Here is a 15232-nt window from a genome sequence, read left to right on the forward strand (position 1 = left end):
CCCACCCCGGCATACCAGGGGACCTGTAGCGTCTGGTGGGCTGGGATTTGTGTATAAGAGACAGGTACGGGGGCGCTCGGGCGCCGCCGGGGTCGAGGCCGGGGCCGGGGCGGGTGCCGCGGTGGGTGACGAGGCGGCGGGGACGGGGGCCGGGTCGGCGGCGAAGCGGGCGCGCAGGGCGTCCAGTTTCGGCAGGGCGTCCAGGACGGTCGGGAAGGGCAGGCCGAAGTCGACCATGCAGGCGATCTCGTTGACGCCGACGCTCTGGGCGCGGCGGACCACGGCCGCGCACTTCTCCTCGGTGCCGAGCAGCGAGCGGCGCTCGTAGAAGTCCTCGGCGACCAGCTTGGCCAGGGCCTCCTTCTCCGCCGGTGTCATCGCGCCCGACGTGGCGTCGTTGCTCTTCTGGGTCAGGAAGGTGTCGATGTAGCGGCGTACGGGCTCGGCCACCAGGGTGCGCACCTCGTCCTCGTCGTCGCCGACGTAGGTGTGCATGCCGACCGTGACGACGCCCGTGCTCGGGTCGTGCCCCGCCGCCGCGCGGGCCTCGCGGTAGGCCGCGATGTTGCCTTCGAGGCGCTCCCAGCTGTCCACGAGCGCCAGCACGTTGGTGCCGAGCTCGCCCGCCTTGACCCAGGTCTGCGGGTTGGATGAGTGCACGATCCACAGCGGCAGCTCGGCGCGGTGCGGGCGCGGATAGGTGCGTACCGGGAGGGTCTGGCCGCCGGGTCCCGGAAAGTCGACCGTCTCGCCCGCCCACAGGCGGCGCAGCACCGGGATGTTGCCGAAGGCGACGTCCCGGCGCTGGTCGAAGTTGTCCGGGAAGAAGACGAAGTCGCCGCTGTGCCAGCCGGTGGCCACGCACAGGCCGGTGCGCCCTCGGGAGAGCTGGTCGACCAGGGCCCACTCCTCGGCGACGCGCACCGGGTGGTGGTGCGGCAGCACGATGGACCCGGCGCGCAGTTCGAGCCGTTCGGTGGCCACGGCCAGGGCGGCGCTGAGCACGGACGGGTTGGGGAAGCTGCCGCCGAACTCCTGGAAGTGCCGCTCGGGCGTCCAGATGGCCTTGAAGCCGAGCGGGTCGATGGCGCGGGCCACGTCCAGGATGAAGCGGTAGCGGTCGCCGAAGGAGTTGTCGTCGTTGGCCGCGAAGAAGTAGACGCTGAATTCCATGGTGTCCTCGGGGTTCCTCACTGGATCAGATCACCGGCCTGGGGGGCCGCGGGGCCGCCGAGCGCGGGGGGCATGAGCTCCGCCATGGTCCGCAGGCCCGCGTCGTGGACGATCGTGAAGTGGTCGGCGTCCACGTCGTGGACGCGCAGCGGCTTGCCGACGAACCGGCCGAAGCCGTTGGTGCGGTCGCCGTCGAGCCGCCGCATCGCGGGCAGCCCGGCCGGGTTGTCCGCGCCCACGAAGCCCTGCGTCGCGTGGAAGAACGTCACGTCGACGGGCTCGGGCAGCGGCTGGGGAACGTACTCGGTGAGCAGCCTGACATTCTGGTTGAAGGCGTCGTTGGTGCGGCGCAGGAGCAGCAGGATGTTGTCGTACGCGAGCTTCGCCTGAGCCTTGTCCACGACGTGCCGGGCGATCTTCTGGAGCTGGGCGTCGACGTCCATGCCCAGCAGCGACTCCAGTTTGATCAGCTCGGTGATGTTCCACCGGTGGCAGTAGGAGTTGCCGAGCATCATCAGCGGCAGGCTCTCGGACTCGTCGTCCGTCAGGGACGACCAGTCGACTCCGGCCCAGGCGGGCGTGGTCGGCATGATGCCGTCGGCGATGACCATGGAGTGGACGCGCTCGCCGTGGTGCATCAGCTGGCGGGCGACCTCGTACGCGACGACGCCGCCGAAGGACGATCCGGCCAGGGTGAACGGGCCGCCGGGGCAGTCGGCGCGGATGGCGTCCGTGTAGGCGGCGCACATCTCCTGGAAGGTGTCGAACCGGTGCAGGTTGGCGTCCAGGTCGATCTGCTCGACGCCGAGCAGCGGGTAGTCGGCGCCGAGGTAGCGCGACAGATACAGGCCGTAGCTGACGTCGCCGTACATGTGGTGCATCCAGTACGAGCGCTGCTTGTCGCCCGCGCGGTTGATGCTGGTGATGAACCGCCGTTCAGGGCGCGGCCCTTCGGTCTCGGCGCGCCGGGCGCGGCGCAGGTCGGTGGTGGCGCCCGCCGAAGTCAGGTAGTCGGGGCGGCTGGGCAGGTCGACGGTGTGCGGGGCCTCGGCGAGCAGCCGCTGCCAGTCGCCGGTGGCGGGCTGCCCGCCGGCGAGGGCGCGGATCACGGTGGTGCGGGCCGGTCCCGCCAGGGGGCGCGGCTGGTACGTCGTGAGGCCGTCGGCCAGGGCGGCGCGGTGGGCGTGGGCCTCGCGCAGCCAGCCGGTCAGGGCCGCCTCGGGCATCGGCGGGTTGGCGTGGGCGGTGAGTACGCGTGCCGCGTCCGCGAAGTCGGCGTCGGCGGCGGTGCCGCTGGTCGCGACGTCCGCGCCGAGCCAGCGGTAGGCGCCCCACACCGTGCCGAACGCGCCGGTGAGCGCGCCGAGTCCGCGCGGGGTCGCGGCGCCCGGCTCGGGGGCGCCGACGAGGATGAGCTCGTCGACCTGGTGGCCCGCTTCGGTGAGCCTGCGGGCGGTCTCGAAGGCGATCACCGCGCCGCTTCCCTGGCCCGCGACGCGGTAGGGGCCCTGAGGCCGGTCGGCGAGTACGGCCGCGACGGCGGCGTCGGTGCGGGCGGTGACCGAGGCGAGGGGTTCCTGCCCTGAGCGGAAGCCCGGCGGCTCGACGCCGAGTACCGGGCCGCCGTCGGCGAAGGCCTGCTGGAGGTGGGTCAGCCAGCTGAGTTCGCCGGTGTCGCCTGGCAGGCAGTACACGGGGACGCCGGTGGCGTCCGGGACGAAGGGGATGACGCGGGCGGTGGCGGCCGGGGTGGTGGTCGTGGTGGTCGTGGTGGGCTCGGTGGTCGGGGCGGGGTTGAGGGACGCGATGTGGGCGACGAGACGTTCCAGCGTGGAGTGCTCGAAGATCGCCGCCATCGGAATCTCATCACCGAACCGCGCCTGCAACCGCTGCATGATCCGCAACGCCACGATCGAATCGATCCCGTACGCCGCGAAATCCTTCGCCGGTTCGATCTCCTCCGCCGACAGACCGACTCCCTGGGCCACCAACTCCCGTACTTCCCATGCCAGATCAGGTGTGATACCGATCGTGTCCACCTCCTGAGTCTCCTTTCGTGAGTCAGATCCTGAGTGCGCTGCGGGCGCGGGCGCGGGCAGCCAGTACGTGCCGTCGGCGAAGGGGTAGGTCGGCAGGGACACGCGCCGACCCGGCGCCGCGTCCGTGAGGTCGGACAGGTCGGCCTCCTTGCTCCGCACCCACCGGACCGCCAGCTGTTCGACAGCACCGGTGCCGTGGGGCTCGCGGCCGCCCGCCCCGGCGGCGAAGGCGCGCAGCCGCTGGGCCAGTTCGGGCAGCGTGTCCGCGACGATCGCGAGCCGCTCCTCCAGGTGCGGGCGGCCGACGCGCAGCGTGTACGCCACGTCGGCGGCGCGGTGGGGGGTGTGGTCGAGGTGGGCGGCCAGCGTGTCCGCGTACACCCGCAGCCGGTCCTCGGTGCGCGCGCTCAGCGCGAACAGGTGCGGGCCGCCCGCCCCGTCCTCGGCTGGCCCGTCGGCGCATCGGGACGCGTCGGGCCCGTACTCCTCGACGACCACGTGTGCGTTGACGCCGCCGAAGCCGAACGAGCTGATCCCGGCCCGGCGCGGCGCCTCGCCCCCGTGGCCGTCGGACGGCCGCTTCCACTCCACCAGCTCGTCGAGCAGACGGAACGGCGTGGCGGAGAGGTCGATCAGCGGGTTGACCTGTTCCAGGTGGAGCGAGGGCGGCAGCTGCCGGTGCTGGAGCGCCTTGACCACCTTGACGAGACTGGCGACGCCCGCGGCGGTCTCCAGATGCCCGACGTTGGTCTTGACGCTGCCGAGCGCGCAGTGTCCGGTGCCCTCGCCGCCGCCCAGTTCGCGGAAGGCCTCGACGAGTCCGTTCACCTCGATCGGGTCGCCGAGCGCGGTGCCGGTGCCGTGCGCCTCGATGTACGAGACGGTGTCGGCGGTGACGCCCGCGGCGCGGTGGGCGCGCACGATGACGTCGGTCTGCGCCTGCGGGTTGGGCGCGGTCAGGGAGGTGGCGCGGCCGCCGTGGTTGACGGCGGTGCCCCGGATGAGGGCGTGCACATGGTCGCCGTCCGCGAGCGCCCTGGACAGCGGCTTGAGCAGGACCGCCGCGACGCCCTCGCCGCGCACATAGCCGTCGGCCCGGTGGTCGAAGGTCTTGCAGCGGCCGTCGGGCGACAGCATCCCGGACTTGCCGAAGGTCAGGAACCCGGTCGGCGAGAGGACCGTGTTGACCCCGCCGGCCAGTGCGGCGTCGCACTCGCCGGTGCGGATCGCCTGGACGGCGCGGTGCAGCGCGGTGAGCGAACTGGAGCAGGCGGTGTCGACCGGCTCGCTCGGGCCGTGCAGGCCGAGCAGGAACGAGACCCGGTTGGCCAGCACGCTGTGCGCGTTGCCGGTGGCGGCCTGGCCGTCGACCTCGGCGCCGCTGGCGAGCAGCAGCTGCGCGTACTCGTTGGAGCCGACGCCGACGAACACGCCGGTCCTGGTTCCCTGGAGGGACATGGGGTCGTGGCCCGCGTCCTCGACGGCCTGCCACACCGCCTGGAGGAACAGCCGGTGCTGTGGGTCCATGGCGCGGGCCTCGCGCGGCGAGATCCGGAAGAACTCCGGGTCGAAGCGGTCGACGCCGTCCAGGAAGCCGCCCCAGCGGGACGGCACCTTGTCGGGGTCCTGGCGCGGGTCGCCGTAGATGTCCCGCCAGTCGAAGCGGTCCGCGGGGATCTCCTCGACCAGGTCGCGGCCCGCCGCCAGGTTCTCCCAGTACGTGTCCAGGTCCGGGGAGCCGGGGAAGCGGCCCGCCATGCCGACGATGGCGATGGGATCGTCCATGGCGGCGGCCGGGGCGGTCGTCGGGGCGGGGGCCTGGGGTTCGGGTTCGGGGTCGGGGTCGAGTACGGGTGCGCGGTGGCCGGTGCCGGTCGGGGAATCGGGGGCCGGGACCCGCACGGCCAGGGCCGCGACCAGCGAGGCGACGTCGGTGTGCGCGTACAGCTCGGGGGCCAGGATGTCGATGCCCAGCTCGCCCGCGAGGTGGGCCGCCAGTTCCGTGATGGTGACCGAGTCGAACCCGAAGTCGCTGAGGTGCTCGTCGGGGCCGACCTCCTCGGCCGGAAGGCCGAGTACGGTGCCGACGGCGGCCACCACGACCTCGTACACCCGCTCACGGGTGCGCTCCACGAGGTCGGGCTCGGGGGCGGGGGCGGGCTCGGGTGAGGACGCCACAGGCGTCACCTCCGGTACGGGGATGTCGTCACCGGTGCTCAGGGGCGGCAGCGGGGACGGCTGCGAGGGCCGCGGCTCCGGTGCGGCGGGTTCCGGCAGCCAGTGCCGGTCTCGGGCGAACGGGTAGCACGGCAGGGAGACCACCCGCCCGGTCGACGCGGACTCGCGGCGCCAGTCCACGTCGCCGCCGTCGGCCCAGCGGCGCGCCGCGTCCGCCCACGGTGGTGCGAGAAGGTCGACGTCCGGGTCGCGCACCAGGTCGCCGTTGGCCAACCGGTCGAGCTTGTCGGTCAGTTCGGGCAGGTCGGCGGCGGCGAGCGCGGTGCGCGTCAGCAGCGGCTCGCGGCCGACGCGCAGGGTGTGGGCGACGTCGGCGAGGGACGCGCCCGTACCGGGCCCGCGCAGGAAGTCCCGTAGCCGCGCGGCGAGTCGGCGCAGCGCCTCGGGCCTGCGGGCGGTGAGCGTGATCAGCTGCGCGCCCTCGGACGGTGTGCCGGACGGCGGCGCGCTGGGCGGCGCCGGCGGCGGGGATTCGAGGATCACGTGCGCGTTGGCGCCGCCCGCGCCGAAGGAGCTGACGGCCGCGCGCCGGACGCCGCTGTCGGGCCACGGGGTGGGCTCGCGTACGAGGCGCAGCGCGGAGCCGTCCTCCTGGGACAGGCCGGGCAGCGGCGTCGCGACGTCGACCGTCGGGGCGAGCGTCTCGGCCTGCAACTGGAGGATCACCTTGGTGAGTTGGACGATGCCCGACGCGGCTTCCAGGTGGCCGATGTTGGGTTTGAGGGTGCCGACGCGCACGGGTGCGCCCTCGTCCGCGCGGCGGTCGAAGACCCGGCGCAGCGCCTCGACCTCGACCGGGTCGCCGAGCGGCGATCCGGTGCCCGCGGCCTCGACGTACTGGACGGTGTCCGGGTCGACTCCCGCCCGGCGCAGCGCCCTGGTGACGAGTGCGGCCTGGGCGTCCGCGTCGGGGGTGGTGTACGTCGAGTTGCCCGCGTTGTGGTTGACGGCGGAGCCGACGATGACCGCGTGGACGCGGTCGCCCGCGCGCAGCGCGTCGGGCAGCGGTTTGAGGACGACCGCGCCGACGCCCTCGCCGGTGACCATGCCGTCGCCGGATGCGTCGAAGGCGCGCCCGTGCCCGTCGCCTGACAGCATTTTGGCGGCCGTCAGCTCCAGGTGGTGGCTGGGGTGCAGGATGAGGTTCACGCCGCCCGCCACCGCCGCGCCGCAGTCGCCCCCGCGCAGGGACTCGCAGGCCAGGTGGAGTGCGGTGAGCGAGGACGAGCAGGCGGTGTCGACGGCGATGCTCGGGCCGGAGAAGCCGAGGCAGTGCGAGACGCGGTTGGCGAGCGACCAGGCGGACGAGTTGCCGTGCACCCGCTCGCCGCGGCCCCAGCGTTCGGCCACCAGGAACTGGTACGGGTGGTGCATGGCGCCCGCGAAGACGCCGACGCCGCTTCCGGTGGCGTGCGTCGCGTCGGCCTCCAGGCGGGCGCGGGTCACGCCCGCGTCCTCGAGTGCGGCCCAGGCCGTCTCCAGGAACAGCCGTTCCTGGGGGTCCATGCGTTCGGCCTCGCGGGGCGAGATGCGGAACAGCAGGGAGTCGAAGCGGTCGACGCCGTCGAGGAAGCCGCCCCAGCGGTGTGCGCCGTGGTCGGCGGCGCTCCAGCGGTCGGCCGGGATCTCGCCGATGGAGCGCCGTCCTTCGCGCAGGTTGTCCCAGAAGGTCCACAGGTCGTCGGCGCCCGGATAGCGTCCGGCGACGCCGACGATCGCGATGGGGACGTCCGCCGGGGCGGTGGCCGGGGTGGTGGCCGAAGGCGCGGGCTCCTGGTGCGGCCGCTCGGCGGGCTGCTGTTCGGCGGGCTGCTGTTCGGCGGGCTCGGTGTCAGGGAGTGGGATCCCGCGTGCGAGGACGAGGTCCGCGACCTCGGTGAGCGTCTTGCCGTCGATCGCCTCGCCGAACGTGATCCGCTCGCCGAGGTCGCGCTCCAGGAGGTCCTGGACGTCCATCACGACCAGCGAGTCCACGCCGTACGTCAACAGGGGTGCGGCCAGGTCGATTTCGTCTTCGGCCAGCTTGAGGCTGGCGGCGAAGAGCGTACGCAGCCGCACGGCGAGCCGGTCGCGTTCCCCGCCCGTGCTCGGGGCCGGGGAGCGCTCGGGGATCTCGGCGGAGGGCTGAGCGGAGGGCTGCGGGACAGTGACAGGTCCTGGGCCCGCGGCGCGTATGTTGCCGCGTTCGGCGAGTACCAGGCTCTGGTCGGCGTACGCGTCGTCCCCCGGCGTGGCGGCGAAGGCGCGTACGCCCCGCAGACCCGCTTCGGCGAGCACCGCGCCCCACGCCTCGGGGCCGAGCAGCGGCGAGTGCGCCAGGCGCAGATGACCGTCGCCGTACAGCCACCAGCCCTCGGTCAGGCCGAAGATGAGGGTGACGGCGTCGAGTACGGCGGTCGACTCGTTGACGGCGAGCAGGGCGCCGGGGCGCATCAGGGCCGCCACGTGGTGCAGGGTGGTGCGCAGGTCGTCGGTGGCGTGCAGGACGTTGGCGGCGACGACGACGTCGTGGCGCTGGTCGGCGAAGCCCTGGGATGTGAGGTCCGCGCCGATGTCCAGGGTGCGGAACTCCGCCTCGGGGTAGTCGGGCCCGAACCGTTCGGCCGCCTGGCGGACCAGGGCGGGCGAGAGGTCCGTGTAGACGTACGCGGGTGCGGGGCGGGCGCTGTCCGCGGCCTGTTCCCTGAGCGCGGCCATCAGGGGGCGGCTGGTGCCGCCGGTGCCCGCGCCGATCTCCAGGACGCTGATCGGCCGTTCGGGGTCGCTGGCGCGCAGTTCGGCGACGCGGTGCACGACGGCGGCCGTGCACATGGCGTTGAAGTGCTTGGAGCGCGGGTCGTCGTGGTAGAGGCCCGCGAGCCGGTGTGAGGAACCGCCGGGGAACAGGATCTCCAGCCCTTTTCGGCGTCCGGCGAGCACCTCGGGCAGGGCCGCCGCGCAGTCGGCGATGAGCTCGACGGCCGGGGTGCAGAACGGGTGGTCGGCGACGAGGCGTTCGCGCAGTCCGGTGCGGCCTTCGGTCTCGTACGGGTCGGTGGGGAAGGCGAGGCGGCCGTCTTCCTCCCAGGCGAGGTCGCCGCCGCGCAGCGCGTCGAGCAGCGCGTCGTACAGGCGTCGCTGGCTGTCCACGACGCCCAGGTCGGCGGCGAGTTCGGACGCGGTGCGGGCCCGCGCGGCCGTGCGCGGCAGGCCCGCCGCGCGCAGGGCGTGCAGGATCTCGCGGCGGGCGAAGTCGTCGAGTCGGGCCACGTATCCGGGGGGCACGGTGGACGCGCGCTGGACGCCGAGCGCGCCGTCGGCCGCGGTGTGCACGGCACGGCCGTCGCCGGGCGTGTGGAGCGTGTCGGGGGGTGTGTCCTCGACGCCTTCGAGCGGGTCGTCGCCGGTGGTCTTCAGGACGGTCGCCTGGGTGAGCGGGGAGCCGAGCACTCGGCGGAAGGCGGCGACGCCCTCGGCGTCGGTGAGTCCGGCGACGCCGAAGCGGGCGACGCGGCGCTGGTAGTCCTCGGTGGCGACCGAGCCGCTCTCGCTCCACAGGCCCCAGTTGAAGAGTTTGACGGGCAACTGGGTGCGGGCCGCGAGGTGGAGGGCGTAGGCGTCCTGGAAGGTGGAGGCGGCGCTGTAGTTGGACTGTCCGGCGTTGGCGCGGTGCGAGACGGCGGAGGAGAACAGCGCCAGGAAGTCCAGGGGTTCGCCCGCCAGGGCCTCGGCCAGGACGACGGTGCCGTGCGCCTTGGCGTGCAGGGCCGCGCGGAACGTGGTCTCGTCCATGCGGGTGAGCAGGCCGTCGGCGAGCGTGAAGGCCGCGTGGACCGCGCCGTTGATCGCGCCGAAGCGCTCGCGGGTGCGGGCCGCCAGGGCGCGTACGGCCTCGGGGTCCGCGATGTCGGCCTGCTCGTAGACGACGTCCCCGCCCGCCGCGCGCAGGTCGGCGAGCAGCGTGTCGGGCAGCTCGCTCCGGGGCCTGCGGCCGACCAGGACGAGGCGGGCCGCGTATCGCCGTGCGAGGTGGTCGGCGATCGCCCGGCCGAGGCCGCCGGTGCCGCCGACCAGCAGATAGGTGCCGCCGTGGCGCAACGGCAGGGCGTCGGCGGCGGGTTCGGGCAGGGCGAGTGGGCGCAGGGTCTTGGCGAGCCGGATGCCGCCGCGCAGCGCGATCTCCTCGACGGGGAAGGACGCGGGCTCGGCGGCCACGGCGGCGGCGAGGCGGCGCAGTTCGCCGCCGCCGCGGGCCGCCGCGCGCCGGTCCAGGTCGAGGCAGGCTACCTGGGTGGCGGGCAGCTCTCGGGCCAGGGACTTGGCGAGCCCGGTCAGGGCCGCGGCGTAGGGGTTGCGGGCCGGTGTGTCCTCGTCGACCTGCTGGGCGTCGCTGGTGACGACGGTCAGGCGGAGCCCCGCGGGGCGGGTGTCGGCGAGCAGTCGGGCGAGGCGGAACAGGGCCAGACAGCCCTCGTTGAGTGCGGTGTTCAGGTGGGCGAGGTCGTGGGCGCCGTACAGGCGGTCGTCGATCCCGCCGAGGAAGTGGATACGGCTGCCTTGCGGCAGTTCCCGTACCGCCCGCGCCAGCGGGCCGTCCGGGTCCGCCGCGTCGGGCGCGTCCAGGCGGAGCAGCGTGGCGCCCTGGCAGCGGTCCGCGAGTGCGGCGCCGAGTCCGAAGTCGCGGGCGGTGGTGAGGATCAGGGTCTGGCCGGTGGGCGGGGCGGTGGGCTCGGCGGGCTCGGCGGGGGCTTCGCGGACGCGCCAGGCGGTGCGCAGGGCGCGTACGGACTGGTCGCCGGACCCGGTCGCGGCGGCCGGGGCGGCGGCCGCGGGGCGGGCTATGCGGAGGTCGTGGAAGGCCGCGACCGGCACGCCGGTCTGGTCGGCGAGGGTCACGTCCACGCGGGCCGTGCCGCGCTCCTGGTCGTGGTCGCGCAGCCGTACGTGCACATGGTGGGCGTCGCCGACCCGTCCGTGTACGGCGACCCTGGCCACGGACGCGGGCAGCGGCGGCGGGTGGCCGGGGCCGGGGTCGGGCAGTACGCCGTGGATGGCGTGCAGCGCGCCGTCGAGCACCCCGGCCTCCACGGCCCAGGCCGGGGCGTCGGTCTCGGGCGGCGGGGTGAGTTCGCCGTGCGCCTCGCCGTCGGGGCCGGAGCGTACGGACGCGAGGCGGGCGAAGAGCGGCCCGTAGGCGAGTCCGCCGCGCTCGGCGGACGCGTAGAAGGCGGGTCCCTCGTGGCGTACGGTGCACCGGGCGCGCAGCGCGGCCAGGTCCAGGGCGGCGGGCGGGGGCTCGGCGGGCGCGGTCTGGCCGGTGAGGTGGACGGTGCCGGTCGCGTGGGGCGTGGTGCCGCCGGACGCGGCGGATGTGAGTGTGTAGTCCAGGGTGTGCGCGGTGTGTTCCGTGGCGTGCGCGGTCTGAGGGGGCGCGGTCTCGGTGAGTGCGGTCTCGGTGAGTGCGACGCGGACGCTCGTGCCGTCGCCTGGTATCTCGACCGGGGTGCGCCAGCGTACGTCGGTGATCTCCCGTACGACGCCGCGCCGCAGGCCTTCGGCGGCCGCGCGGGCCATCTGGAGCTGGACGACCCCGGCGAGCAGGGCGCGGCCGGTGACCACGTGGTCGGCGACGATCTGGTCGGCACGGCGCAGGTCCGCCTCGTACACCGCGCCGTCCAGGGTGGGCACGACGCGGTCGAGCGGCCCGAACAGGCCGCGCGGCGCGGCGCCGTCGGCGGGCGGCGGCGGGGTCGTGGCGACCCAGTGGCGCTCGCCCGCGAAGGGGTAGGACGGCAGCGGGACGCGCCGCGCGCCGTCGAAGGCACCGCTCCAGTCGACCTCGGCGCCCTCGACCCACAGCCGCGCGAGCGCGGGCAGGTCGCGGGCGGCGAGCAGTTCGCGGGTGCGCTCGACGCCCGCGGGGGCGGGACCGGCGGGGTCGAGGCGGCCGGTGACCAGGCCGGGCGCGGCGCCGGTGGCGAGGAACTCGGCCAGGCGGCCGCACAGTTCGGGCACGGTGCGGGCGGTGACGGCGAGCCTGCTCTCCAGCTCGTCGCGGCCGGTGGCCAGGGTGAGGGCCACATCGCCCAGGTCGGCTGCGGGGGCGTCGTCGACGTCGGTGTCGGTATCGGTGTCGGTGTCGGTGTCGAGGTGGCGGTGCAGTCGGCGGGCGACCTCGCGCAGCCGTTCGTCGGTCTTCGCGGACAGCACGATCAGGCGCTCGGTCTCGCCCCGGTCTGGCGGGTCGTGGCGTACCGGCCGCGGCGGCTCCTCCAGGATGACGTGGCCGTTGGAGCCGCCCGCGCCGAAGGAGCTGACGGCGGCGCGGCGCGGGAGCTCCGGCTCCAGGCGGTCCCACGGCCTGAGCTCGCGCTGCAGCGTGAACGGCGACGCGGAGAAGTCGATCTTCGGGTTGGTCTCGGCGTTGTGCAGCGACGGTGCGAGGCTGCGGTGCGCGAACTGGAGCAGCACCTTGGTGATGCCCGCGACGCCCGCGGCGGACTCGGCGTGCCCGATGTTGGACTTGGCCGAGCCGATCGCGCAGTAGCCGAGCCGGTCGGTGTGTTCGGCGAAGGCCCGGCGCAGGCCCTCGATCTCGATGGGGTCGCCGAGCGCGGTGCCGGTGCCGTGCGCCTCGACGTAGCCGATGCCGCCCGCCGAGACTCCGGCGTCGGCCAGCGCGGCGGTGATGACGCGCGCGTGGGAGCGGGGCGAGGGCACGGTGTAGCCGTTGGTGCGGCCGCCGTGGTTGACGCTCACGCCGCGGATCAGGCCGTGGACGTGGTCGCCGTCCCGGCGGGCGGCCGACAGCGGCTTGAGGACCAGCGCGCCCGCTCCCTCGCTGGGCACGAAGCCGTCGCCGCCCGCGCCGAAGGCCCGGCAGCGGCCGTCGGTGGACAGCAGCCGCATGTCGGAGAGCACCCCGTACTTGATGGGGTGGGTCTGGATGTGCGCGCCGCCGGTGATCGCCATCTCGCACTCGCCGCGGCGCAGCGACTCGACGGCCAGGTGCAGCGCGGTCAGCGAGGAGGAGCAGGCGGTGTCGACGACGAGGCTGGGCCCGTGGGCGTCGAGCAGATAGGAGAGCCGGTTGGCGACGGAGAAGTCCATCGACAGGGCGACGACGGGGTTGTTCTTGCCCCATTCCTCGGCGCCGATCAGCTTGTACGAGGTGGCGGTGACGCCGACGAAGACGCCGACGGCGTGCTGGTCGCCGCGCCGGGTGCGCTCGTGCAGGAGGCGGCGTGAGTAGCCCGCGTTCTCCAGGGCCGACCAGGCCACTTCGAGGAAGACGCGCTCGGTGGGGTCGGCGCGTTCGGCGTCGCGCGGCGAGATGGCGAAGTAGCGGGCGTCGAACCGGTCGGCGCCCTGGATGAAGCCGCCCCACTTGGCGTAGGTGCGGCCGCCGGTGCGCTCGCCGGGCGCGTAGTAGCGGGAGTGGTCCCAGCGCTCGGCCGGTACCTCGGTGACGGCGTCCTTCCCGTCGCGCAGAGTCGCCCAGAAGTCGTCGAGGTCGTCGCCGCCCGGATAGCGTCCGGCGACGCCGACGATGGCGATGGGCTCGTCGGTCCGTGGGCGCGGGTCTCGCCGGTCGGCGGCGGGTGCGGCGGTGGGGGCGGGGGCGGGGTCCGGGAGCGGCAGGGTCTGGACGGCTGGCTCGGGGGCCGGGGCTTCGCGGTCGAGCAGGGCGCGGAGCGCGTCGGCGTGGTCGCTGACCAGGTAGCGGCTCAGCTCGGCCACGGTGCGGTGCTCGAACAGGAGTGTGGCGGGCAGCGGCCCGAGCCGGTCCTCCAGGCGGGTGGTGATCCGCTTGATGAGTACGGAGTCCACGCCGACGGTGGACAGTTCCTGGTCGGCGCGGAGTTGCCCGGCAGGCAGCCGGATGACGCCGGAGACCAGGTCGAGCAGATACCGCTCGGCGGCGGGAGCGAGGGGGCCGCCCTGGGCATCGTCGGCGGTGTCGGCGGTGTCGGTGGCGTCAGTGGCATCGGTGGCGTCGCCCGTTGTCGGGGCGGCGGTCTCGGCGGCGGGGGCGCGGTCGGCTAGGTGCTGGTCGACGTAGGCGCGGATGCGCTGCCCGTCGCCGTACATCGCGAACACCTCGTGGCGGCCCGACGCGAGGGCCGCGCCGAGGGTGTCGAGGAGGGTGTCGGCGGGCATGGCGGCCATGCCGTGCAGTTCGCGCGCGGCCCGCTTGTCGCGCGCGTCCAGGTCCATGCCGCCGCCTTCGACCAGCGGCAGGGCGACGGCGACGGTGACGCCCTGGCGGCCGTCGCCGCCCGTGACCCGCTCGGCGCGGGCCGCGGCGAGCGCGCCGAGCGCGCGGTTGGCGGCCGCGTAGTCGCTCTGCCCCGCGCCTCCGATGTAGGCGGCGACGGACGAGAACAGGACGAACGTCTCCAGCGGTTCGGCCGCGGTGGCCTCGTCGAGTACCCGCGCGCCCACGACCTTCGGGGCCAGGACCCGGCGCACGGTGTCGGGGTCCTTGTTCACCAGGTACGCGTCCTCGTTGACGCCCGCCGCGTGCAGCACGCCGGTCAGCGGCCCGAACTCGGCGCGGGCCCGCGCCACCGCGTGCTCCACGTCCGCGCGCCGGGTGACGTCGGCTGTCACATAGATCGCGTCGCCGCCCGCCGCGCGGATGTCCGCGATCAGCCGACGGGTGGCGTCGCCCGCGCCGGAGCGGCCCAGGAGCACCAGGCGCGCCGCGTGCCGACGGGCCAGGAGCAGGGCGAGCCCGGCGCCGACGCCGCCCGCGCCGCCCGTGACGAGGTAGACGCCGCGGTCGCGCCAGGGGCTCGCGGCGCTGGCCCGCAGCGGGGTGAGGGTGCGGCTGGCGCGCCCGGCGGCGTCGTGGCGTACCTGCGCGGCGCCGGGTGTGGGCAGGGCGAGTTCGGCCAGTGCGAGGCCCACCGGGTCGGTCGCCGCGTCGGTCGCCGCGTCGTCCGGTACGTGGACGGCGACGGCGTGGATGCGGCGGTCCTCCTGGGCCGCGATCTGGCACAGGCCGCCCAGGGCGTCGGCGGTGGCGGAGTGCGGAGCGCCGCCGGTGAGCACGGCGAGGGCGACGGTGTCCGGGGTGCGGTCCTGGATGACCGTCTTGGTCAGGGCGAACGCGGCGTCGAGCGCCTCGGGTCCGGACGCCTCGCGCACGTCGAGGACGATCCGCTCGGTGCGGGGGCGGCTCTCGCGCGCGGTGCGCCACAGGCGCGGCCAGTCGGCCGCGCCCGCGTCGCCCGCGGGGATGACCAACTGCCCGGCCTGGTCCGGGCTTTGGGCGGTCGCTCCCGGCCGGACCGCGAAGACGAGGGCGTCGTCGAGCGGGGCTGGCCGGGGGGCGGGGGCGGGGCGCGTCCACCCGGCGGCGTAGTGGACCGTCTCGTCCTGCCCGCCCGTCTCGCGCGGCTGGCCCGTCTCTCGCGGCTGGCTGCCCTGGCCGCTCTGGCCGCCCTGGCCGCTCTGGCCGCTGAGTTGCCGGCGGAGCAGTGCGGCGGCCTCGGTCACGTCCAGTTCGCCGCGGCGCACCCGAGCCAGGATCTCGCGTTTGGCCGCTTCAGGGCTTGCCTTCATTTGGTTCCCCCGTCCCCGACGACGAGCATGTCGTCGACCTCGTCGAGTGACCTCGCGCCGTCGCGCAGGTCGGTGAGCAGTTGCAGCATGTCCTCGTCGCCGTCCGGTTCCGCGGCGGCGCCGGTTCCCGGCGCGGGGGCGGTGGCCCAGTGCCGGGCGGGCTCGAAGGGGTAGCCGGGCTCTTATACACAACTCCGAGCCCCCGAGACGCTACAGGTCATCGCGTATTCCGG

Annotated in this window: 2 protein-coding genes; both read right to left on the bottom strand. The window is 74.7% G+C overall.

What is annotated here, in order from left to right; translation table 11 throughout:
• A partial coding sequence (locus tag ACX6XY_RS28825) for a MupA/Atu3671 family FMN-dependent luciferase-like monooxygenase (RefSeq protein ID WP_460337132.1) occupies positions 1 to 1173 on the bottom strand: 1173 nt, incomplete at its 3' end.
• Positions 1174 to 1190: 17 nt separating this feature from the next.
• Positions 1191 to 14999, bottom strand: a complete 13809-nt coding sequence (locus ACX6XY_RS28830; protein ID WP_460337135.1) for an SDR family NAD(P)-dependent oxidoreductase — start codon at positions 14997 to 14999, stop codon at positions 1191 to 1193.
• Between the last annotated feature and the right edge of the window lie 233 nt (positions 15000 to 15232).

This window comes from Streptomyces sp. O3 (assembly GCF_054788135.1).